This window comes from Mesorhizobium sp. M8A.F.Ca.ET.218.01.1.1 (genome assembly GCF_004791165.1).
GTDB lineage: Bacteria > Pseudomonadota > Alphaproteobacteria > Rhizobiales > Rhizobiaceae > Mesorhizobium.
The window spans coordinates 633,973-656,994 of sequence record NZ_SRUZ01000001.1; the positions used below are offsets into that span (position 1 = coordinate 633,973).

Sequence of the window (23,022 nt, forward strand, 5' to 3'; positions counted from 1 at the left end):
GAAAGCAGGAGGCAGGCCTTTCGGTGCCCGTGTCGAAATTCCTGCTGAAGCTCGCCAGGATTGATCTCTGACGCTGCTTCGAATGAAGGCTCACGCCCTGTTTTAGCCGCGCTCATTTCGTCGCACCGCAAATTAGCCCCAGAAATGATCAGCAATCCCTAGACCTTCACGTGCTAGACGGCTCTGGCGATCCGCTGAAGGTAAAGCCTGCGTGCGATATGAAGTGCCTTGTCATCAATCTCGATCGTTCTCCCGAGCGGCTTGCCCATATGACCGCCGAATTTGCCCGCATCGGCATCGGGTTTGAGCGAGTCGCCGGGATCGATGCCAGGCAACATCCCGACCTGGTGCTGCAGCCGCAGCACGCGATACACGCCATCCGGCCTCTTTCCGGCAGCGAGATCGCCTGCCTGCACAGCCATCGCGCCTGCTGGACGATCATTGCCAAGGGCGACGCCCCGTACGGTGTTGTGTTCGAGGACGACATGGTCTTCTCTGGCAAAGCCGGTGCATTGCTTGGCGATACGAGTTGGGTGCCAGCAGACGCGGACGTCGTGAAGCTCGAGACGTTCTTTTCCAGAACCGTCATTCAAAGGAGAAGGACTTCCGCCAGGAACGGTTTTTCCATGGTCCGGCTCCGCAAGGGCCATCCCGGGGCCGGGGGTTATCTCCTCTCGCGGCAAACCGCATGCGACTTCCTGGAAGCAACGGCGCAGGTCAACATAGCTGTCGATGATCTCATCTTCGACCCCACTATCTCAGCCGGCAAGACTGTCTACCAACTCGTTCCAGCGCTCTGCGCGCAGGACCAGTTCATTGGCGACGGGCTGCCAAGCCTGCTTGCCCCGGAACGGGACGCCGCGCGGACCGCGAGTGGACTTATGACAAAGCACAGGAAGCCGACAACCGCGAGAATCAGCAGGGAAGCCGGGCGGGCAGCGCGGCGGATCACCGATTTCTTTAAGCTGCGGCGGCGGATTGTCGTCCCGCTCGCTCCAGTCGAGGCAAACGACTAGAGCGTTTGCCGGATTGACAGCAGGCCATACCCAGCGCCGAGAAAACACGCTATAGACGCCGCCCAAAAGGCAAGGCCGACCGGTATCCATGGCGAAAATCTCCCTGAAGCTCGATGAACTGATCGACGGCGACGCTTTGCGCCGCGAGATGACGGCGCTGACCGCGGCCAGCGCCGGCGACGGTTCCAGCCAGGCCATCCGTGCCGCCGTTCTTCAGCTTCTCAAGGGGCGCCTCGCCGAGGGCCGCAAGACAGCCGAGGCCATGCTGATGCAAGATGGCGGCGGCAACGCCTGCGCCGAACGGCTGTCGCACCTGATGGACGAACTGATCCGGGCGCTCTACGATTTTGCCGCGACGCATGTCTACCGGGTGAAGAACCGGTCCTCGGCCGAACGCATGGCGGTCGTTGCCGTCGGCGGCTATGGCCGCGGCACGCTGGCGCCGGGATCCGACATCGACCTGTTGTTCCTGCTGCCCTACAAGCAGACGCCGTGGGGCGAACAAACGGTCGAGTACATGCTCTACATGCTGTGGGACATGGGGCTGAAGGTCGGCCATGCCACCCGCAACATCGATGAGTGCCTCAGGCTGTCGCGCACCGACATCACCATCCGCACCTCGATCCTGGAGGCGCGATTCCTGTGGGGCGAACGCAAGCTCTATGATGAGCTGATGCTGCGCTTCGACCACGAGGTGGTGCGCACGACCGGCCCGGAATATGTGCAGGCCAAGCTCGCCGAACGCGACGAGCGCCATGCCAAGGCCGGCGAAAGCCGCTATCTGGTCGAGCCCAACGTCAAGGACGGCAAGGGTGGGTTGCGCGATCTGCAGACGCTGTTCTGGATCGGCAAGTATTTTTACCGCGTGCGCACCGGCGAGGAACTGGTCGAGAAAGGCGTCTTCACCGAGGCCGAGTATCGCGAGTTCCAGAAGGCCGAGGATTTCCTGTGGGCGGTGCGGTGCCACATGCATTTCCTCACCGGGAAGGCCGAGGAGCGGCTGCATTTCGACATCCAGCGCGAGATCGCCGAACGGCTCGGCTATACGACCCATCCCGGCCTGTCGGCGGTCGAACGCTTCATGAAGCACTATTTCCTCGTTGCCAAGGATGTCGGCGACCTGACCCGCATCTTCTGCGCCGCGCTGGAAGAGGAGCAGGCCAAGCACGTTCCCGGCTTCAACCGCATCTTCCTGACCTTCCAGCGCCGCAAGCGCAAGCTGGCCGGGACGTCAGACTTCATCGTCGACAACCATCGCATCAACATCGCCGACGACCAGGTGTTCGAGCGCGATCCGGTCAATCTTCTCAGGCTGTTCTGGTTCGCCGACAAGCACGGGCTGGAATTCCATCCCGATGCGCTGAAACTGCTCACCCGTTCGCTCGGCCTGGTCAACAAGTCGCTCAGGCGCGACGAGGAAGCCAACCGGCTGTTTCTCGACATATTGACCTCGGACCGCAACGCCGAACTCAACCTGCGGCGCATGAACGAGGCGGGGCTGCTGGGCCGGCTGATCCCGGATTTCGGCAAGATCGTCGCCATGATGCAGTTCTCGATGTACCACCACTACACGGTCGACGAGCACCTGATCCGCTGCATCGGCGTGCTGGCCGAGATCGAGCGCGGCGATGGCGAGAAGGTGCATCCGCTGTCGCATTCGCTGATGCCGGGCCTGAAGAAGAGCCGCGAGGCGCTTTATGTCGCCGTGCTGCTGCACGACATCGCCAAGGGCAGGCCTGAAGACCATTCCGAGGCCGGCGCCAGGATCGCAAGGCGGATCTGCCCGCATATGGGGCTTTCGCCGGCCGATACGGAAACCGTCGCCTGGCTGGTCGAGAACCACCTCGTCATGTCGATGACGGCGCAGACCCGCGACCTCAACGATCGCAAGACGATCGAGGACTTCGCCTCGATCGTGCAGTCGGTCGAGCGGCTGAAGATGCTGTTGATCCTAACCGTCTGCGACATCCGGGGCGTCGGACCGGGCGTGTGGAACGGCTGGAAGGGCCAGTTGCTGCGTACGCTCTACTACGAGACCGAACTGCTGCTGACCGGCGGCTTTTCGGAAGTCTCGCGCGCCCAGCGCACGGCGGCGGCACGCGAACGCCTGGCGGAGGCGCTCGCCGACTGGCCCGACAAGGCGCGCAAGCGCTATGTCGGACTGCATTATGAAAACTACCTGCTGACCGTGGACCTGCCGGACCAGCTTCGCCACGCCGAATTCATCCGCGAGGCGGACGCGGCGGGCAACAAGCTCGCCACCATGGTCAAGACCCACCAGTTCGAGGCGGTGACCGAAATCACCGTGCTGGCGCAGGACCATCCCCGTCTTCTCTCGGTCATTGCCGGGGCATGCGCCGGCGCCGGCGGCAACATCGTCGACGCGCAGATCTTCACCACGTCGGACGGCCGCGCGCTGGACACGATCCTGATATCGAGGGAGTTCGACCGCGACGAGGACGAGCGCCGGCGCGCCGAGCGCGTCGGCAAGCTGATCGAGGACGTGCTGTCGGGCAAGAGCTGGCTGCCGGAAATGATCGAGAAACGGACCAAGCCAAGGCGCGGATCCAAGGTGTTCAAGATCCCGCCGCGCGCCGAAATCCGCAACGCGTTGTCGAACCGGTTTTCGGTCATCGAGGTCGAGGGGCTCGACCGGCCCGGCCTGCTGTCGGAAATCACCGGGACGCTGTCCGACCTGTCGCTCGACATCGCCTCGGCGCACATCACCACTTTCGGCGAGAAGGTCATCGACACCTTCTATGTCACCGACCTCACCGGCCAGAAGATCGACAGCCCGGCCCGCATCGCCACCATTCGCAACAGATTGATAGCGACGCTCGAAGGCGCGGCACTCGAACGCGGCGGCAAGGCCAGGGCAGCCGCCGAGTGACGGCCATCATCTCCTTCTTCCATTCCCACAGGCAGTCTGCGAACGCATGAGTCTCGTCAAGAAATTCGCTACCGTCGCTTCCGGCACGTTGATGAGCCGTGCGCTCGGTTTCGGCCGCGAGATGCTGATGGCAGCCGCTCTGGGCACCGGACCGGTCGCGGACGCCTTCAACGCCGCCTTCCAGTTCCCCAACACGTTTCGCCGGCTGTTCGCCGAGGGCGCCTTCAACGCCGCCTTCGTGCCGCTGTTCGCCAAGGAAATCGAGACGCACGGCACCGACGGCGCCAAGCGTTTCTCGGAAGAAGTGTTCGGGGTCCTGTTCTCGGCGCTCTTGGTGCTGACCATCGCCATGGAACTGGCGATGCCGCTGATCGTGCGCTACCTGGTGGCGCCGGGCTTCGCCGACACGCCGGGCAAGTTCGAGACGACCGTCACGCTTGCGACGATCATGTTCCCCTATCTCATCTGCATGTCGCTCGCCGCCATGATGGCGGGCATGCTGAACTCGCTGCGCCGCTATTTCGCGGCGGCGATCGCGCCGGCTTTCCTCAACATCATCCTGATCAGCGTGCTTGGCTACGCGTGGTACCATGGGCTTGATGCACATGCTGTCGGCTTCGCCCTGTCCTGGGGCGTACTGGCGGCGGGCATGGTGCAACTCGCCATCGTCTGGGTGGCGGTGCGCAATGCCGGCATCTCGATCGGCTTCCGCCGGCCGAAGATGACGCCGAACGTGAAACGGCTCCTGATCCTGGCGCTGCCGGCGGCGATCACCGGCGGCATCACCCAGATCAACCAGCTGATCGGCACGGCCATCGCCTCGGCGCAGGACAGTGCCGTCTCCTCGCTGGCCTATGCCGACCGCGTCTACCAGCTGCCGCTCGGTGTCGTCGGCGTCGCGGTGGCGATCGTCCTGCTGCCCGAGCTGTCGCGGGCGCTGAAGTCGGGCAACCTGATCGAGGCTGCCAATCTGCAGAACCGCTCCGTCGAATTCACCCTTTTCATGACCTTGCCTGCGGCGGCGGCGCTGTGGGTGATGTCGGAGCCGATCGTGCGGCTGGTCTACGAGCGCGGCGCCTTCGCCGCCAACCATTCGACCCCTGTCGTGGCGGCGATCCTTGCGATCTTCGGTCTCGGCCTGCCGGCCTTCGTCCTGATCAAGGCCTTCACCCCAGGCTATTTCGCCCGCGAGGACACGCGCACGCCGATGATCTTCGCCGCAATCTCCGTGGCGGTGAACGTCGCCACCGCGCTGACGCTGTTCCCGAGGATGGGCGCGCCCGGAATCGCCGTGGCGTCGGCCGTCGCCGGCTGGGTCAACGCGCTGATGCTGCTTGCCGTGCTGATCCGGCGCGGCCATTGGGGTCGCGACGTTCCGCTCTTGAAACGCATTCCGCGCCTCGTGCTGTCAGCGGTGGTAATGGGGGTCGCCCTCTATTTCGCCGAGCATTATTTCGCCGTCAGGCTCGGACCGGGCTCGCCGCTGGTGATCAAGGCAACGACCGTGCTGGCGCTGGTGGCGGGCGGGGCGACGCTCTATTTCGTCACGGCGTTCGCCACGGGCGGCGCCGATTTCGGCATGATCCGCAGGAATGTGAAACGTGGCTCAGGCAAGGCGGCGGTCAAGGACCCGTCCCAGGATTTATAGTGTCTGCGCCGCCCCTCATTGCCCTGCCGGGCATTTCTCCCCGTAGAACGGGGAGAAAGAGGCTGAGCGGGCTACGGCGCTTTTTCTCCCCGTCACTATACGGGGAGAAATGTCCGGCAGGACAATGAGGGGCGGCGCGAACCTGTCAGGACGAAGTCATCCGCCCAGCGGCCCAACTTCCGCCTCTTGATCCCGTCCGCCCCTTCGTTCATAAGCGCGCCGTCGAAAGACTTTCGCCGCGTGCGAAACGGCCCTCCACAAGCCACGAGGAAATCCATGTCCGCCTTCAAGCCACTCGTCTTCTCCGGCGTCCAGCCGACCGGCAATCTGCATCTCGGCAACTATCTCGGCGCCATCAAGAAATTCGTCGCCCTGCAGGATACGTCCGACTGCATCTACTGCGTCGTCGACCTGCATTCGCTGACCGCCCAGCTCGTCCATGACGACCTTGCCGACCAGACGCGGTCGATCACCGCGGCGTTCCTCGCTTCCGGCATCGACCCGAAGAAGCACATCGTCTTCAACCAGTCGCGGGTGATGCAGCATGCAGAGCTTGCCTGGATCTTCAATTGCGTCGCGCGCATCGGCTGGATGAACAAGATGACGCAGTTCAAGGACAAGGCCGGCAAGGACCGCGAGAACGCCTCGCTGGGCCTGCTCGCCTATCCCTCGCTGATGGCGGCCGACATCCTGCTTTATCGCGCCACCCATGTGCCGGTGGGCGAGGACCAGAAGCAGCACCTGGAATTGACCCGCGACATCGCCCAGAAATTCAATAACGATTTCTCCAACCGCATCGCCGGTCTTGGTGTCGGCGTCGAGATGCAGGTTGGCGAGGAGACGGTGAACGGCTTCTTCCCGATCACCGAACCGGTCATCGGCGGCCCGGCGGCGCGCATCATGAGCCTGCGCGACGGGTCGAAGAAAATGTCGAAGTCGGACCCATCGGATCTGTCGCGCATCAACCTGACCGACGATGCTGACACCATCTCGAAGAAGATCCGCAAGGCCAAGACCGACCCGGAGGCCTTGCCGAGCGAGGTCGACGGACTGGAAAGCCGGCCCGAGGCGGAGAACCTGGTCGGCATCTATGCGGGCCTCGCGGAAATGTCGAAGGCCGATGTGCTGAAGCAATTCGGCGGCCAGCAATTCTCCGTGTTCAAGCCGGCGCTGGCCGATCTCGCGGTGGAGAAACTGGCGCCGATCGCCAGCGAGATGCGCCGCATCCAGGGCGACCGCGCCTATGTCGACGCGGTGCTCCGGGATGGCGGCGAACGCGCCGGCGTGCTCGCCGAGACGACTATGAAGACGGTGCGCGACATTATCGGGCTGCTGCAGGGCTGAGCCCGATCGTCAATGCGCCGCCTCGTACCGGCCCAAGACATACTGGCCTATGGCCGGCGGCTTGCCGCCGGCCTGCCGCGGTGGCAGATTGCGGCCGAAAAGATACCGAGTAGATAGACATGGTCTCCAAACGCCTCAGCCGCGAAGCCGGTCATCGCAGGAAATTCCTGACGATCATCGATGACACGCCGGAATGCGAACGCGCCGTCGCCTACGCTTCGAAGCGGGCGCAGAGCACCAGCGGCACGCTGGTGCTGCTCTATGTCATCGTGCCGGACGACTTCCAGCACTGGCTGGGCGTCGAGAAGATCATGCGCGAGGAGGCGAACGCCACGGCGCGCGCGGCGCTGGACGGCTACGCCAACAAGGTGCGCCAGAAGCTCGGCATCGAACCGGAGATGGTCGTGCGCGAAGGCAAGCCGACCGAAGAGATCCACAAGCTGATCGAGGAAGACCAGGACATCGCCATTCTCGTGCTGGCGGCCGGCGCCGGCAAGGAAGGGCCGGGCCCGCTGGTCGGTGCCGTGGCCGGCAAGGGTGCCGCTTTCCCCATTCCGGTCACCGTTGTACCGCAGAATCTGTCGGATGAGGAAATCGACAGCCTCGCCTGAGGCCCGCCCGGGATTCAGCCCCCCAGCCAGCAAAAACATTCCGCCGGCCGGCCGTTCCGGCGATGCGTTTCGCTTGAATGTCCCGCCGATAGAGCCTATTTAGAACTATTCCAAACTAGTTGCCCAAAACGGGCATGGAGACGGCCATGTTCATCCAGACCGAGTCGACGCCCAATCCGGCGACGTTGAAGTTCCTGCCTGGCAAGGAAGTGCTGCTCGAAGGCACCGCCGATTTCCGCGATGCTGACAGTGCGGCGACGGCCTCGCCGCTGGCTGGGCGGCTGTTCGAAATCCCTGGCGTCACCGGCGTGTTCTTCGGCTATGATTTCATCACCGTGTCGAAGGACGGTCCGGACTGGCAGCACCTGAAGCCGGCGATCCTCGGCGCCATCATGGAGCATTTCATGTCCGGCGCGCCTGTCATGGCCAAGGCCGGCCCCGCCGCCGAGACCAGCCAGACGGGCGAATTCTACGACAAGGCCGACGAGGAGCTCGTCATCACCATCAAGGAGTTGCTCGACACGCGCGTGCGCCCGGCGGTCGCCCAGGACGGCGGCGACATCACCTTCCGTGGCTTCGAGAACGGCACCGTGTTCCTGCACATGAAAGGTGCCTGTGCCGGTTGCCCGTCCTCGACGGCGACGTTGAAGCACGGCATCCAGAACCTGCTTCGCCATTTCGTGCCGGAAGTACAGCAGGTCGAACAGGTTTCCTGATTCTTCTTCCGCGCCGCCAGTCGATCTGCGAGCGCGGCCTGAAACATCCTATCCGCGAACAACAAAAAACCGGGCCGAATTGCCCGGTTTTCTGTTTGGGACGTCCGTTGTTGCCTAGACGGTCCGCGTATGAAAGGTGACTTCCAATTTAACCACGATATGCCGAAAAAGCGGACAGGCTTTCCGGCACCATGGCCTAAAGAACGATGACCTTGGCGCCGACCTCGGCGCGATCATAGAGGTCGATGACATCCTGGTTCATCAGGCGGATGCAACCCGACGACATGGCCTTGCCGATCGAGTTCCATTCCGGGCTGCCGTGCAGGCGGTAGCCCATGTCGCCGCCCTTGTTGAACAGGTACATGGCGCGCGCGCCGAGCGGGTTCTTCAGGCCTGGATCCATGCCGCCGGCGAACTTGGCGAGTTCGGGCTGGCGCTTGATCATCTGCGAGGGCGGCGTCCAGGTCGGCCATTCGCGCTTGATGGCGATATGGGCGGTGCCGTGCCATTCGAAGCCCTCGCGGCCGACGCCGATGCCGTAGCGGATGGCCCGGCCGTCACCCTCGACGAAGTACAGGAACTTGTTCTGCGTATCGACGATGATGGTGCCCGGCTTTTCCTTGGTGTCGTAGCTGACTTCCTGGCGATGGTACTTCGAGGGCACCTTCTCGATCGGGATGCGCGGCAGCTGGTAACCGGCATCGGTCACCGCGCCATAGTCGTTGGAAAAGATCTGCCCGCCGATGGTGCTGCAACCGGCAATAGCGGTGGACAGCGCCAATGCGCCAAGTATTGCAAGCGACTTCATGCGCATGTGGTGATCCGGTGCCCTGCCCAAACTGGAGCGGCACGAGTCGGCCGCTTTCTCGCCATCATTCATGCTGGCATTTGCTTTGCTTGCCAAGCACACGATGCCTATATGCGGGGACTTACGTGCTGGTATGCGTATCACTATGGCATTTCGGCAACATACTTCACCGGATTGTGAAGGAAATTCAATGAGGCCTGAATCACAGGCCCCGCAAAATCGAGGACCCGCCATGAATGTCGGCGACGCCGCCCACCGCTCAGGCCTGCCGGCCAAGACCATCCGTTACTACGAGGAGATCGGCCTGATCGCGCCCGCGCGCGCCGCCAATGGCTACCGCGATTATTCGGGCGACGACATCCACCGGCTGGCCTTCCTGCGCCGCGCGCGCAATCTCGGCTTTTCCATAGACGATTGCCGCCAGTTGATGGCGCTCTACAAGGATCGCGGCCGCGCCAGCCACGACGTGCGCGCGATCGCCGCCGCCCATGTCACGGCCATCGAGGAGAAAGTGCGCGAATTGCAATCGATGCGCTCGACACTGCAGAAGCTCGTCCACGCCTGCCATGGCGACGAGCGGCCGGACTGCCCGATCCTGGATGATATGGCGGGGGCGTTAGTCAGCGACAAACCCCAGCGCAGGATCGATGGACAGCGTATTGAAGACGGTGGTCAACGCCAGGGTGCGACGGGCGACAAGCCGGATAGGCCGAGATCCTCAAAGCCTGGTCCCGCCTCATGACCGATTGGCTGGATTCCGCCGTGGTTGTTGGCGGTGCGAGCGACCTTGCTGTCAGCATTGGTTCGTGTGGTATATTGCACGCTCTAATATGAGCGTAGGATATAAGCACTGCAGCTGTCCCACTGACCGGTGACCCCGGTGATCGGAGAGACCGCATGACCCGCGACCAGATGCTCGCCCACCTTCGCGCCGCCGATGCGGTCGCTCGCGAGGCTGCCGCGCACGGCCACCATCCGTTCGGTGCTGTTCTAGTCGGCCCCGATGACGCGATCCTCATGCGCCAAGGCAATATCGACACCGTGCATCATGCCGAGACCGAACTTGCCCGGCGCGCGGCGGCAGCCTATTCGCCGGAGTTTCTCTGGACATGCACGCTGGTCTCGACCGGCGAGCCCTGTGCGATGTGCACCGGAACGCTCTACTGGGCAAATATCGGCCGGCTGGTCTACGGCTTCGAGGAAACCGAACTCCTCGCGCTGACTGGCGACCATCCCGAAAACCCGACGATGAGCCTGTCCTCGCGCATTGTGCTCGGCTCTGGACAGAAGAAGATCGAGGTTCACGGCCCCTTCCCCGAAATTGCGGACGAACTGGTCTCGGTGCACCGTGGCTTCTGGCAGCGGTAGTGGTTCTTCGCGCCAAGGGGTGGGTTGTCAAATATCCAATCGCCGGGTTCAAACCGTGAACAAAATCTGGCATGGTGCCTGCCATGCCAATCATCTCCCCGATTCCCCTGAATCCTCTGATCGACGGCCGCCAGTCCGAGCGCGCCATGCTGGTGCGGCGCGGCGTGCAGCGGTTGCTGATGCAAATGGGCGCGCATGTACTGCCTGAGCTGTCGCTGGCCACCGGCCGCCGAGCCGACCTCGTGGCGCTGACCCGGCAGGGCGACATCTGGATCATCGAGATCAAATCCTCGATCGAGGATTTTCGCGTCGACCGCAAATGGCCTGATTACCGGCTACATTCCGACCGTTTTTTCTTCGCCACCCATCCCGGTGTGCCGGCGGAGATTTTTCCGGAAGAGTGCGGGTTCATCCTCTCCGACGGCTATGGCGCTGAAATCCTGCGTGACGCACCCGAACACCGCATGGCGGCTGCGACGCGCAAGGCGCTGATGCTGCGCATCGCGCGTGCCGGTGCTTCGCGGCTGCTCGCGGCGGAGCTTGCGGGTGTCGCGGTGCCGGTGCTCGAGGGGGAAAGCGAGTAGCGGCTGGCAATTGCGCCAAGTGTCAACGGCAGCTTCGCAGAACCAAGGCCTGCAAAACCCGCTCTACTCCCCCACTTCATCCCCACCCGCCGCCGGCGCCATCAGCAATAGGGCGGCGCCAAGCAGCGCGGCAACGAATGAACCCGCGAGAATGCCAACCTTGACCGCGTCCTGCAGCGCCATGTCGCTGGCGAAGGCGAGCAGGCCGATGAACAGGCTCATGGTGAAGCCGATGCCGCACAGCAGCGAGATGCCGAGCATGTGCATCCAGCCTGCATGGGCCGGCAGGTCTGCAAGACCGAAGCGGATGGCGAGCGCGGAGGAGCCGAACACGCCGACCAGCTTGCCGACGACGAGACCGGCCGCGACGCCCAGCGTCAACGGCTCGATCAGGGCACCGAAACTCAGGCCGGCGAGCGAAACGCCGGCATTGGCAAAGCCGAAGATCGGGATGACGATGAACGCCACCAGCTTGTGCAGGCCATGCTCGAGCCGGTGCAGCGGCGAATGGTCGAGATCGTGGCCGATCCCGGCGGAGCGTTCGAGCGGAATGGTGAGCGCCAACGCAACGCCGGCGAGTGTGGCATGGACGCCCGACTTCAGCACCAGCACCCACAGGATGGCGCCAAGCACGAGATAGGGCACCAGGCTCATCATCCGCATGCGGTTGAGCACGACAAGCACGGCGATGACGGCGAAGGCCGCGCCGAGATAGGCCAGCGACAGGCCGCTGGTGTAGAATATGGCGATGATGATGACCGCGCCGAGGTCGTCGATGATGGCAAGCGCGGTCAGGAAGACCTTCAGTGAAGCCGGCACGCGGCTGCCGAGCAGCGACAGCACGCCAAGCGCGAAGGCGATATCGGTGGCGGTCGGGATCGCCCAGCCGGACAGTGCGGCCGGATTGTTGCTGTTGACGGCGACATAGACCAGCGCCGGCACCACCATGCCGCCTGCCGCGGCGATGCCGGGCAGCACCCTGCGCGGCCAGGTCGAGAGCTGGCCATCCAGCATCTCGCGCTTGATCTCCAGCCCGACGAGCAGGAAGAACACCGCCATCAGCCCGTCATTAACCCAGTGCGAGACGCTGAGCGGGCCGAGATAGGCGTGGAGAACGGCGAAATAGGTTTCGCCGAGCGGCGAATTGGCGACGATCAGGGCAAGGGCGGCCGCCACCATCAGGATGATGCCGCCGGCCGCCTCGCTGTCGAGGAATTCGCGGAAGACGGAAACCGGCCTTTGCTTCTGATCCTGCATGTCGCCTCCGTCATGCCGCCTGCTCGGCGGATTTCATTGTCCAAGCGTCGCGCTGCCCCTCACCTGCCTGCCGGCATCCTCTCCCCGTATAGTGACGGGGAGAGGGGCGCTGTTATCGCCGATTTCGCCAACCGCCGATGTCGCAACATGGCGCCGCGTTGCGGTGGGCCGCTTTCTCCCCGTACGGGGAGAAACGCCAGGCAGAGCAATGAGGGGCGGCACTGACCTGTCTAATAGGCGGTCTCCGCTGCGCGTTGTAAACTGGTATTGGTCTGATGCTCCGCGTGGTTGACGCGCCTCAGCGCGGCGCGCGCTTGGCCAGGATCCGCTGCAGCGTGCGGCGATGCATGTTGAGCCGGCGCGCGGTCTCGGAGACGTTGCGTTCGCACATTTCGTAGACGCGCTGGATATGTTCCCAGCGGACACGGTCGGCCGACATCGGGTTTTCCGGCGGGGCGGCGCGCTCGCCGGTGGTGCGGGTCAGTGCGGCAAAGACATCGTCGGCATCGGCGGGCTTCGAAAGATAGTCGACGGCGCCGAGTTTCACCGCCGTCACCGCGGTGGCGATGTTGCCGTAGCCGGTCAGGATGATGGTGCGGGAATCCTCGCGCTTCTCGCGGATGGCGGCGACCACGTCGAGGCCGTTACCGTCGCCCAGCCGCATGTCGACCACGGCATAGGCGGGCGGATTGGCGCGGGCTTTGCCCACGGCCTCCTCGACGCTCTCCGCCGTCTCGACCACGAAGCCCCTGGTTTCCATGGCACGGGCCAGACGGGTCAGGAACGGCTTGTCGTCGTCGACGATCAGAAGCGAGGTGTCCTCGCCTTCAACCATAGGCCCACTGTTTTCATCGCCTGTCATCGTCTTAAAAAATTCCTGCTGCCTTATTTTTACGCAGATATAGTTTTGCGGGGCTATTGTCCAATTTACGCAGTGTCAAACATGGTCGCCGGGGACGATTGCGGGTTCAGGAAGACATTTCTCGGCCACGAAATCCGCACCACCGCCCCTTCGCCGAGGCCGCTCGAATTGCGAAAATCGAGCGTGGCGCCAGACCGTTCGAGCAAAGTCTTGGCGATGAACAGGCCGAGCCCGAGGCCGCCGCCAGCTTCCGTACCCTGGCGTGTCGACATATAGGGCTCGCCAATGCGGTCGATGATCTCGGGCGGAAAACCCGGGCCGTCATCGGTGATCGAGAAGGAGACCATCGCCTCGTCCCAGCTCCAGCGCACGGTGACGCTGTTGCGGGCGAAATCGACGGCATTCTCGACCAGGTTGCCGAGGCCGTAGATGACACCCGGATTGCGCCGCCCGACAGGCTCCGGCCCGGTCCGGTCGCCGGGGCGGAGCTTGATCGAAATGCCGAAGTCGCGATGCGGCGCGGTGACCTCCTCGACCAGCGAGGTCAGCGGCAGGCGCGACAGATGCGCCTCGCCCTCCGACGACAGGCTGGTCAGGCGTTTCAGGATTTCGCGGCAGCGCTCGCTCTGCGAGCGCAGCAGCTTCACGTCTTCCCCGTATTTCGGATCGGTGCCGAGCGCCTTCTCCATTTCCTTGGCGACCAGCGTGATGGTGGCGAGCGGCGTGCCGAGTTCGTGCGCGGCGGCGGCAGCCAACCCGTCGAGCGCGGAAAGATGCTGCTCGCGCTGCAGCACCAGTTCGGTGGCGGCCAGGGCGTTGGCCAGAAGCCGGGCCTCGGCGGCCACCCGAAAGGCGTACATGGCGGTGAAGGCGATGGACGACAGCACCGCCATCCACATGCCTGCAACATACACGAAGGGCATGGCCAGCGGCGCGTCCTCATGCCAGGGCAGCGGCAGATGGCGGAAGACCAGCAAGGTCGCCGCTATCATCACCAGCCCACCAAGGATGGCGGTGAGCCGAAGGGGAAGCGACGTCGCCGAAATGACGACCGGCACGGTCATCAGCAGCGAGAACGGGTTGGTCAGGCCACCGGTCATGTAGAGCAGGCCGGCAAGCTGCAGGCTGTCGAAGATCAGGATGCCGAAGGCGGCGAACGGGGTGAGTCTATGCGCGGCCGGAAACCGGAAGGCCAGAAACAGGTTCATCCAGGCCGAACAGGCGACCAGCGCAAAACACAGGCTGACCGGCAGCGGGAATTTCAGGCCGTAGGCGACGACAAGAACCGTCAGGCTCTGGCCGACAATGGCAAGCCAGCGCAGCCGGATCAGCGTGTTGAGGCGCAGCCGCTGGCTCTGCTGGAAATCGGGCGTGTTCAGGATGTTGATCATGGCCATGGATTACAGCCGCGGGATGGACAGCGCTAGTAGCGGCGCAAAGGGACATTCGGGATTGGCCGAGGCCTCAAAACTTCGTCATCCCAGGGCGGAGCAGGAGCGTAGCTCCGTCGCGGAGACCCTGGGATCCATTCCGTGACCTTCGACCTGGTGCGACTGGGCAGGATTCCGCGCCGACGTAGCCACCTTGAAGTCGCGGCATAGATCCTCGGGTCTGCGCCGCGTCGCTACGCTCCTTGCTTCGCCCGTGGATGACGAAGTGATTGATGCTTTCGCGAAATTTTCGAGGGAAGTCCCGCTGACCCAAGCGGCCCGCCAAAGCGCCCATGGCTAGGTCCCGCGCGGTTTGGCGCGGGCGGTCGCGGCGGCGAGCAGCGGATTCTCCGGCCAGACATGCTTGGGATAGCGGCCGCGCATGTCGGCGCGCACATCGGCCCAGGAGCCGCGCCAGAAGCCGGGCAGGTCGCGCGTCGTCTGGATCGGCCGGTGCGCGGGGGACAACAGTTCGAGTGTCAACGGCACGGTGCCGTTGGCGATCGAAGGATGGCGGTCGAGGCCGAACAGTTCCTGGACGCGGACCGCCAGAACCGGCCATTCGCCGTCATAGCGGATCGGCACGTGACTGCCCGACGGGACGTCGAAATGGGTCGGCGCCAGCGCATCGACCTTGCGCTGCAGGTCATGCGGCACGAGCGACGACAGCCCGGCCGGGATCACACCAGCATCGATGGCAGCCAGGGACGCCGCACCGGACAGAAACGGCAGCAGCCAGTCATCGAGGCGCTCGATGAGCGTTTCATCCGACATGTCTGGCCAGGGCGCGCCTAAGCCCTTGTGAAGCCAGGACAGCCGCTGGCGCAGCGTCTGGGCCTCCTTGCTCCAGGTCAAAAGGGAAAGCCCATGCTCGCGCAACGCCTCAAGAATAGCGCGGTCGGCATCGGCGCCGACCGGCGCCGGCAGCATACGTTCGGCGAGTGTGATGGCGCCGAGGCGCACGGTTTCGCGCACCCGCACGGCGCGGCGCTCGCGATCGAAACTCGTCTGCCTGCGCGTTTCGATCTTGCCGCCAAGGGCTGACCGGATATCCTCCTCGCTGATTGCCGCCGCCGCCGTGATGCGGGCATTCTGCGCCTTGCCCTGGAGGTCGGCGACGACCAGAAAGGGTTCGCCCGCCAACGGATCGGCGGCGTCGAGCATGGCGCCGGAGCCATTGGCCAGCACGAAACGGCCGCGCTCGCCGCGCGCCTTGGCGACGCGGTCCGGCCAGGCATGGATGAGCAGGGTCCCGGCGTGAACAGCTCCGCTGGTCTTCGCATCGCCGACCTGCCTGGCCAGGCGCTCGGCAAGCTGGCGCGCCGACGTGGCACGTGGCGATTTCTCGCCGCGAAAGCGCATCAGCCTCCGTTCGAGATCGGCACCGTCGCCGCCAAGGCCGCGTTCGGTGAGCAACACCGCAAGCATGGCCGCCTCGCCGGCATGACCGCTGCCGGCCGCCTCGGCGACCATATGCGCCAGCCGCACCGGCAAGGCGAGCTTGCGGATCGAAGCGCCCGCTTCCGTCAAGCGCCCGGCCTCGTCGATGGCATCGAGCGCGCGCAGCAGCGCCCTTGCTTCATTGAGCGCCGGCGCCGGCGGCGGATCGAGGAAGGCAAGTCTGGTTGGATCGGCGACGCCGAAGGCGGCGCAGTCGAGCAGCAGGCCGGAAAGGTCCGCCTCGAGGATTTCCGGCGGCGTGAAGGCGGGCAGTGCCGCCGTCTGCTCGGCCCGCCACAGCCGGATGGCGACGCCGGCCTGTGTGCGCCCGGCGCGGCCGGCGCGCTGGTCGGCGGAAGCCTTGCTGACGCGAACTGTCTCCAGACGTGTCAGGCCGCTGGCCGGTTCATAGCGCGGCAGCCGCGACAGGCCGGAATCGATGACGACGCGCACGCCGTCGATGGTGATCGAGGTCTCGGCGATCGAGGTCGCCAGCACCACCTTGCGGCGGCCCGCCGGTGCCGGCTTAATCGCCGCGTCCTGCGCCTTGCCGTCGAGTTGACCATAGAGCGGGACGATATCGGTGTCGGCGCCGACCTGGCCGGACAGCCGCTCGGCGGTGCGCTCGATCTCGCGCTGGCCGGGCAGGAAGGCAAGCACGCTGCCGCTCTCCTCGGCAAGCGCCGCTCGGATCGCTCTGGCCATGGCATCCTCGATGGCGATGCCAGCCGGCCGTTCATCATAGCTGACATCGACGGGGAAGGCGCGGCCCTGGCTTTCGATCACCGGCGCGCCCGACAGGAGTTTCGCGACCCGTGCGCCGTCCAGCGTCGCCGACATCACCAGCAGACGCAAATCCGGCCGTAGTGCGCCCTGCACGTCGAGGGCGAGAGAGAGACCGAAATCGCCGTCGAGCGAGCGCTCGTGGAATTCGTCGAAAATGATTGCCGAAACGCCGGGCAGTTCAGGGTCGTCAAGAACCATCCGCGACAGAACGCCTTCGGTGACGACCAGAATTTTGGTCCGTGCCGAGGTGCGGTTTTCCATCCGCATGGCGTAGCCCACCGTGGCGCCCGGTTCCTCGCCCAGCAATTCGGCCATGCGCCGCGCGGCGGCGCGGGCGGCCAGCCGGCGCGGTTCGAGCAACACGATCTTGCCCGTGCCCAGCCAGGGCGCGTCGAGCAGCGCCAACGGCACCAGCGTGGTCTTGCCGGCACCGGGTGGCGCCACCAGCACGGCGCTGTTGCCGGAGCCGAGCGCCTCGCTCAGCGCGGGCAGCACGGCGGATACTGGAAGCTCCGGCAAGGATTTGGTCGTCATTGGGCCCGCATATCAGCCGTCACGGGGGCGGTGCAACTTATCGGACCGCGGCAACTCAAAGCCGGGCGCGCGAAAACGGGTTCCAGCGCACCGTACCCAGCCGCACTTCTTCGCGCACCATGGTCAGCAGGCCGGAGCCGCCGACGACCGCGAGGCCGACAAGCGACAGCCAGTCCGGGTATTCGTGGAAGAACAGCGCGCCGAGGATCACCGCCCAGACGATCTGCGAATAATGCGTCGGCGCGATCCGGTTGGCGGGGGCGTATTTGGCGGCCAGCAATTGCAGCAATTGTCCGCCTGCGGTGAAGGCGCCCGCCATCACCAGCCAGACCAGCTGCTTTCCATCCGGAACGGTGAAGGAGGTCGCGGCGGCACCGATGCCGTTGAACAGCAGTCCGTACCCGATCAGTACGCCGAGAATGGTTGTGCGTTTTTCCCGCTGCGCCAGCGAACGCATCAGGATGACGTTGGTGGCGGCGAGGAAAGCGATGATGAAAGCGGCAAGGTGGCCTAGGTGCAACTCGCGAAAGCCTGGCCTGACCACCAGCATGACGCCGGCGAAGCCGGCGACCACCGCCAGCCAGCGCCAGGGGCCAACCTTCTCCTTGAGGATCACGGTGGAAAGAATGGTGACGCAGAGCGGCGCCAGAAAGATAAGCGCATAGGCCTCGGCCAGCGGAATGGTGGTGAAGGCATAGACGCTGAGCACGCCTGATGCGATGCCGGCCCAGGCCCGCGCCTGCACCGCCCAGGGACGTTTGGTGCGCCAGAAATCACGCCAGCGCTCGCTGGCCGGCCGGCTGAAGAAAAGGAAGCAGCCGGCGAACAATGTCGAGAAGAAGCCGATCTCGAACACCGTGAATTGGCCGCCCAGGCTCTTGATAACGGCATCGCTGCACGAATAGCTTGCATAGGCGATGAGGGCGAGCAGGATTCCGTTCGGCACGTTTTTTCATTTCCGGGAGAGAATAGTTGAAAATACTGGCGCTCGGTGCGCATCCGGACGACATCGAGATCTTCATGTTCGGTACGATGGCCGCCTATGCCGCGCAAGGCGCAGCACTCACTTTTGCCGTGGCCACCCATGGTGCCAGGGGCGGCAAGAGCGATCCCTCCGTTCTGGCTCGTGTCCGCCGCGAGGAAGCGATGGCCTCGGCCGCGCTGCTCGGGGCCGCGCCGCGCTTTCTCGACTTTCCCGATGGCGGCCTAGTGGCGGATGCCGCCCTGATCGATGCGCTGAAAACGCTGATCAGCGAAATCGGGCCGGACCTCGTGATCACGCACGCGCCCAACGACTACCACGCCGACCACCGCGCATTGTCGGACGGGGTGCGCATCGCGGCGTCGTTCGGCGTCCCCGTGCTGCATGCCGACACGATGGGCGGCACCGGATTCTCGCCGACGCACTATGTCGATGTTTCCGCCCATGCCGAGATCAAGGCCAGGGCAATCCGCATGCACCAGTCGCAGGACCCGGATCGCTTCGTAGATATCGCCCGGACGCAAAACCTTTTTCGCTCAGGCCAATGCAATGGCGCACCGGGGTCGCAGGCTGAAGCCTTTCGCTTCGAACCGATGTTTCCCTTCGGGGATATCCGCGCGCTGCTGCCGCCGGCGCCCCCGATCCGGACGGTGATGATGAGCACCAGGCGGGTCGACTGACCCCTCGGAGCACGTCCACACTCCGCGATCATCCGACCGGCGCTCGGCGCTTTTCCCAACGTTTTCAGATACCGGCGCAAACATGCTGCGGCGCAGCAACGAATTCGCTTGCGTTGTTTAGTAAAAAGAGCATCACTAAACAAATTACTAAACATCTGCGGCGCGACGATGCCGCCATGTTTGGGCCTCTGAGGAGAGAGGTTGAGAGTTCTTGAAACCGTCATCCGGACGTGTTTCACAAATGGGAGGAAGGCATGAAATCGAGCTTTAAACTGGCTTTGGGACTGACCTCTGCGATTGCAGCGTCGACAGCCGTCTCGAACGCCGCGCACGCTGAAGACCTGACGCTGTGCTGGGCCGCCTGGGACCCGGCCAACGCGCTTGTCGAACTGTCGAAGGATTTCACCAAGGAAACCGGCATCGGCATGAAATTCGAATTCGTGCCGTGGACCAACTATGCAGACCGTTTCCTCAATGAGCTGAACTCGCACGGCAAGCTCTGCGACCTGATCATCGGCGACAGCCAGTGGATCGGCGGCGCGGCCGAGAACGGCCACTACGTCAAGCTGAACGACTTCTTCGACAAGGAGAAGATCAGCATGGACGACTTCGTACCGGCGACCGTGGTGGGCTATTCCGAATGGCCGAAGAACACGCCGAATTACTGGGCGCTACCGGCCATGGGCGACGTCGTCGGCTGGACCTATCGCAAGGACTGGTTCTCCAAGCCCGAACTGCAGAAGGAGTTCAAGGAGAAGTATGGCTGGGATCTCGGCCCGCCTGCCACCTTCGACCAGTTGAAGCAGATCGCCGAATTCTTCCAGAAGCGGCAGATCGACGGCAAGACGGTCTACGGCGCCTCGATCTACACCGAGCGCGGTTCCGAAGGCATCACCATGGGCGCGATGGACGTGCTCTACAGCTATGGCTTCCAGTACGAAAACCCGAAGAAGCCCTACGAGATGGAAGGCTTCGTCAACTCCGAGAAATCGGTCAAGGGGCTGGAATTCTACAAGGCTCTCTATGACTGCTGCACCCCACCCGGCGCCTCGAACAGCTACATGGGTGAAGGCGTCGATGCCTTCAAATCCGGCCAGGTGGCGATGCACATGAACTTCGCCTTCACATGGCCGGGCCTGCAGAAGGACGAGAATGTCGGCGGCGACAAGATCGGCTATTTCGTCAACCCGAAGGGTCCTGACGGCGACCAGTTCGCCCAGCTCGGCGGCCAGGGCATTTCGGTGGTGTCCTATTCCGACAAGCAGGAAGCGGCGCTGAAATACATCAAGTGGTTCGCCAACAAGGACGTGCAGGCCAAGTGGTGGTCGCTCGGCGGCTATTCCTGCCTGAACGCGGTGGTGAAGGATCCGAAATTCCCCGCAAGCCAGCCCTATGCTCAGACCTTCCTCGACTCGATGGCCATCGTGAAGGACTTCTGGGCCGAGCCGAGCTACGCGCCGCTGCTGCAGGCCTCGCAGAAGCGCTTCCACGACTATGTCGTCGCCGGCCAGGGTTCGGCCAAGGATGCGCTCGACGGGCTGGTCAAGGACTGGACGCAAGTGTTCCAGGACGATGGCAAGATGTAACTGGGGCAAGATGTAACCGGCTCCTCCCGAGCCAGGCCCAAGCGTCCCGTGCCGCCCTTGGCACGGGACGCAGTTCAGATAAATTCCATGATAGAGACGACCCAAGTGACCGAAGCAGGACTTACCATGCTCAATCGGACCGCGGAGAACGTTGCCCGGGCGACCCCGGAACCGTTGGCGCGCAAGGTCCGGGGCATCAGCGACAAGGGCCTCGCCTGGCTGTTCATCTCGCCGACGATCCTGTTGCTGCTCGCCATCAATATCTTCCCGCTGTTCTGGGCGATCTATCTGTCGTTCACCAATTTTCGCGCCAACCGCCCGAACGAGGTGGTGAAGAACCTCGGTTTCGCCAACTACCAGCGCATCCTCGGCGACCAGGACATTTGGATCGCCATGCAAACGACAGCGCATTTCGTGTTCTGGACCATCCTGTTGCAGACGCTGATCGGCTTCACGCTGGCCTGGCTGATCGACAGGAAGTTCCGCGGCCACGCTTTCTGGACGACGCTGATCCTGGTGCCGATGATGCTGTCGCCCGCAGTGGTCGGCAATTTCTGGCGCTTCCTCTACGAACCCCAGATCGGCCTGTTTTCCTATGTCATCTCGTTCGTGTCGGGCATCCCGCCGACAAGCATCCAGATGCTTTCCAACGTCTCGCTGGCACCGTGGTCGATCATCATCGTCGACACCTGGATGTGGACGCCCTACGTGATGCTGATCTGCCTCGCGGGCCTGCGTTCGATCCCCGAATATATCTATGAGGCGGCCGAGGTCGACCGCGCCTCCAACTGGCGGCAGTTCTGGTCGATCACACTGCCGATGGCGCTGCCCTTCATCATGCTGGCGGTGCTGTTTCGCGGCATCGAGAACTTCAAGATGTTCGACATGGTCAATCTGCTGACCGGCGGCGGGCCGGGCTCGACCACCGAGGTGGCCTCGATCACGCTGAAACGGCAAGCCTTCGAAAGCTGGCGCACCGGCTATTCCTCGGCCTTCGCCATCATCCTGTTCGTCGCGGTGTTCGGTCTCGCCAACATCTACGTCAAGGCGCTCAACAAGGTGAAGCAGAGATGAGCCTGACCACAGCCCATTCGGTCGTCGCCCCCTCGGCAAGTTCGAAGCGCATCGCCGGCGCGATCATCATCGCCTATGCGCTGATCTCGATCGTGCCGCTCTTGTGGATCTTCGCCACCAGCTTCAAGACGCCGCCGGATTCGATCGCCTATCCGCCCAAGATCGTGTTCCAGCCGAGCATCGAGGGCTACTGCAACCTGTTCACCACGCGCACGAGGCAGACGCCGGAATACATCAATTCGCTGGGGCCGGCGACTGGCTTCTGCGACGAGACCGTGCGCAAGCGCAACATGGTGATCGCCGGACCATCCAACTTCCTGCCGCGCTTCATCAATTCGCTGGTCATCGCCTTCGGCTCGACCTTCTGCGCCGTCTTTCTCGGCACGCTGTCGGCCTATGGCTTCTCGCGCTTCAAGGTGCCGCTCGCCGACGACCTTCTGTTCTTCATCCTGTCGACACGCTTCATGCCGCCTATCGCGGTCGCTATTCCCATCTACCTGATGTACCGCGAACTCGGCCTGTCCGACACCGCGCTCGGCATGATCCTGCTCTACACGGCGGTCAATGTGTCGCTGGCGGTATGGCTGCTCAAAGGCTTCATCGACGAGATCCCGCGAGAATACGAGGAAGCGGCGATGATCGACGGCTATACGCGGCTGCAGGCATTCTGGCGCACCGTGCTGCCGCAGGCCACGACCGGCATCGCCGCGACCGCCATCTTCTGCCTGATCTTCGCCTGGAACGAGTATGCGTTCGCCGCGCTGCTGACCTCGGGCACGGCACAGACCGCGCCGCCCTTCATCCCGACCATCATCGGCGAAGGCGGCCAGGACTGGCCGGCGGTGGCAGCCGGCACGACGATCTTCCTGGTGCCGATCCTTGTCTTCACCATCCTGCTCCGCAAGCAATTGCTGCGCGGCATCACCTTCGGCGCGGTGCGCAAATGATGGCCTTGGCACAAAGTCGCCCCCCACTCCGTCGAGCTTCGCTCGACACCTTGCCGGGGCGAGCCGCGGGTCTCGCCCGTCCTTCGGACCCCCCGATCGACGGGGTAGAGGAAGGGCGCGAACTTCATTCAGCCAGGCTCCCTTCCTCTCCCTCCGGAGGGGGGAGAGGTGGCGCTGTAAAGCAGCGACGGAGTAGGGGAACCACCTGGCAACCATCTCTCCCTGTGAACGGGGAGAAGGAGGGGAGGAACGCATGAGCCGCTCGGTTATCTCCAAGCGCCCATCTTGGCCACGCTGGGCAAGGCGCGGGCTGATGGAAAACATAGCGACGGCACTGATCGCCATCGGCTTCCTGATGCTGTTCCAGCCTTTCGCGCTGTCGCTCTACACCTATTCCTTCATCACCATGCTTGCCGGCACGGTGATGTTCATCATCGTCTCCAAGTTCCCGGAATAATC

At 63.8% G+C, this 23,022-nt stretch carries 20 protein-coding genes; 14 read left to right on the plus strand and 6 right to left on the minus strand.

Annotated features, from left to right (window positions below):
* Nucleotides 1-218: 218 nt before the first annotated feature.
* The 6 genes from EN861_RS03030 to EN861_RS03060 all read left to right on the plus strand — a co-directional run bounded on the left by EN861_RS03030 (nucleotide 219) and on the right by EN861_RS03060 (nucleotide 8,225).
* On the plus strand, nucleotides 219-1,016 hold the full coding sequence (locus EN861_RS03030; RefSeq protein WP_135862964.1) for a glycosyltransferase family 25 protein: 798 nt from the start codon (nucleotides 219-221) through the stop codon (nucleotides 1,014-1,016).
* An 88-nt stretch (nucleotides 1,017-1,104) separates the two neighbouring features.
* Nucleotides 1,105-3,906, plus strand: coding sequence for a [protein-PII] uridylyltransferase (locus tag EN861_RS03035; protein WP_127277843.1), 2,802 nt, complete (start codon nucleotides 1,105-1,107; stop codon nucleotides 3,904-3,906).
* Nucleotides 3,907-3,952: 46 nt separating this feature from the next.
* Nucleotides 3,953-5,554 (plus strand): murein biosynthesis integral membrane protein MurJ, encoded by a 1,602-nt coding sequence (gene murJ / locus EN861_RS03040; protein WP_127873018.1) that lies wholly within the window; start codon nucleotides 3,953-3,955, stop codon nucleotides 5,552-5,554.
* Between the two features lie 276 nt (nucleotides 5,555-5,830).
* Nucleotides 5,831-6,898: a tryptophan--tRNA ligase gene (gene trpS, locus EN861_RS03050; protein ID WP_127277841.1), complete on the plus strand. Its 1,068-nt coding sequence runs from the start codon at nucleotides 5,831-5,833 to the stop codon at nucleotides 6,896-6,898.
* A 119-nt stretch (nucleotides 6,899-7,017) separates the two neighbouring features.
* Nucleotides 7,018-7,509 carry a universal stress protein gene (locus EN861_RS03055; protein ID WP_010913128.1) on the plus strand — a complete coding sequence of 164 codons (492 nt, stop codon included), beginning with the start codon at nucleotides 7,018-7,020 and terminating at the stop codon, nucleotides 7,507-7,509.
* Between the two features lie 146 nt (nucleotides 7,510-7,655).
* Nucleotides 7,656-8,225: a NifU family protein gene (locus tag EN861_RS03060; RefSeq protein ID WP_027142904.1), complete on the plus strand. Its 570-nt coding sequence runs from the start codon at nucleotides 7,656-7,658 to the stop codon at nucleotides 8,223-8,225.
* Nucleotides 8,226-8,421: 196 nt separating this feature from the next.
* On the opposite strand, the gene EN861_RS03065 is transcribed toward EN861_RS03060, so the two are convergent.
* The gene (locus EN861_RS03065) at nucleotides 8,422-9,039 is read right to left on the minus strand and encodes a L,D-transpeptidase (protein WP_135862290.1); all 618 of its coding nucleotides are present in this window, start codon (nucleotides 9,037-9,039) and stop codon (nucleotides 8,422-8,424) included.
* 226 nt (nucleotides 9,040-9,265) lie between these two features.
* Here EN861_RS03065 and cueR point away from each other — a divergent pair, with 226 nt between their 5' ends.
* From cueR to EN861_RS03080, 3 genes are all read left to right on the plus strand, one after another.
* A complete protein-coding gene (cueR, locus tag EN861_RS03070) occupies nucleotides 9,266-9,775 on the plus strand; it encodes a Cu(I)-responsive transcriptional regulator (protein ID WP_127873016.1) in 510 nt (169 codons plus the stop codon).
* Between the two features lie 155 nt (nucleotides 9,776-9,930).
* The gene (locus EN861_RS03075) at nucleotides 9,931-10,401 is read left to right on the plus strand and encodes a nucleoside deaminase (RefSeq protein ID WP_127873015.1); all 471 of its coding nucleotides are present in this window, start codon (nucleotides 9,931-9,933) and stop codon (nucleotides 10,399-10,401) included.
* An 83-nt stretch (nucleotides 10,402-10,484) separates the two neighbouring features.
* Nucleotides 10,485-10,985: an MmcB family DNA repair protein gene (locus EN861_RS03080; RefSeq protein ID WP_167531471.1), complete on the plus strand. Its 501-nt coding sequence runs from the start codon at nucleotides 10,485-10,487 to the stop codon at nucleotides 10,983-10,985.
* Between the two features lie 63 nt (nucleotides 10,986-11,048).
* Here the strand turns inward: EN861_RS03080 and nhaA are convergent, their stop codons facing one another.
* The 5 genes from nhaA to EN861_RS03115 all read right to left on the minus strand — a co-directional run bounded on the left by nhaA (nucleotide 11,049) and on the right by EN861_RS03115 (nucleotide 18,240).
* Nucleotides 11,049-12,242 carry a Na+/H+ antiporter NhaA gene (gene nhaA, locus EN861_RS03085; RefSeq protein WP_135862292.1) on the minus strand — a complete coding sequence of 398 codons (1,194 nt, stop codon included), beginning with the start codon at nucleotides 12,240-12,242 and terminating at the stop codon, nucleotides 11,049-11,051.
* 298 nt (nucleotides 12,243-12,540) lie between these two features.
* The gene (locus tag EN861_RS03095; RefSeq protein WP_015314185.1) at nucleotides 12,541-13,104 is read right to left on the minus strand and encodes an ActR/PrrA/RegA family redox response regulator transcription factor; all 564 of its coding nucleotides are present in this window, start codon (nucleotides 13,102-13,104) and stop codon (nucleotides 12,541-12,543) included.
* 65 nt (nucleotides 13,105-13,169) lie between these two features.
* On the minus strand, nucleotides 13,170-14,501 hold the full coding sequence (locus EN861_RS03100; protein ID WP_135862295.1) for an ActS/PrrB/RegB family redox-sensitive histidine kinase: 1,332 nt from the start codon (nucleotides 14,499-14,501) through the stop codon (nucleotides 13,170-13,172).
* A gap of 330 nt (nucleotides 14,502-14,831) precedes the next feature.
* Nucleotides 14,832-17,294: an ATP-dependent helicase HrpB gene (hrpB, locus tag EN861_RS03110; protein WP_135862299.1), complete on the minus strand. Its 2,463-nt coding sequence runs from the start codon at nucleotides 17,292-17,294 to the stop codon at nucleotides 14,832-14,834.
* Nucleotides 17,295-17,349: 55 nt separating this feature from the next.
* Nucleotides 17,350-18,240: a DMT family transporter gene (locus EN861_RS03115; protein ID WP_135862302.1), complete on the minus strand. Its 891-nt coding sequence runs from the start codon at nucleotides 18,238-18,240 to the stop codon at nucleotides 17,350-17,352.
* A 26-nt stretch (nucleotides 18,241-18,266) separates the two neighbouring features.
* On the opposite strand from EN861_RS03115, the gene EN861_RS03120 reads away from it, so the two are divergent.
* From EN861_RS03120 to EN861_RS03140, 5 genes are all read left to right on the plus strand, one after another.
* On the plus strand, nucleotides 18,267-18,956 hold the full coding sequence (locus tag EN861_RS03120) for a PIG-L deacetylase family protein (RefSeq protein WP_127281014.1): 690 nt from the start codon (nucleotides 18,267-18,269) through the stop codon (nucleotides 18,954-18,956).
* Nucleotides 18,957-19,210: 254 nt separating this feature from the next.
* Nucleotides 19,211-20,542 carry an ABC transporter substrate-binding protein gene (locus EN861_RS03125; protein ID WP_127873006.1) on the plus strand — a complete coding sequence of 444 codons (1,332 nt, stop codon included), beginning with the start codon at nucleotides 19,211-19,213 and terminating at the stop codon, nucleotides 20,540-20,542.
* A 126-nt stretch (nucleotides 20,543-20,668) separates the two neighbouring features.
* Nucleotides 20,669-21,616 carry a sugar ABC transporter permease gene (locus EN861_RS03130; protein ID WP_095771946.1) on the plus strand — a complete coding sequence of 316 codons (948 nt, stop codon included), beginning with the start codon at nucleotides 20,669-20,671 and terminating at the stop codon, nucleotides 21,614-21,616.
* On the plus strand, nucleotides 21,613-22,563 hold the full coding sequence (locus tag EN861_RS03135; RefSeq protein WP_127278073.1) for a carbohydrate ABC transporter permease: 951 nt from the start codon (nucleotides 21,613-21,615) through the stop codon (nucleotides 22,561-22,563). The genes EN861_RS03130 and EN861_RS03135 overlap by 4 nt, the downstream gene beginning before the upstream one ends.
* Nucleotides 22,564-22,816: 253 nt before the next feature.
* The gene (locus tag EN861_RS03140; protein ID WP_127278072.1) at nucleotides 22,817-23,020 is read left to right on the plus strand and encodes a hypothetical protein; all 204 of its coding nucleotides are present in this window, start codon (nucleotides 22,817-22,819) and stop codon (nucleotides 23,018-23,020) included.
* Nucleotides 23,021-23,022: the final 2 nt, after the last annotated feature.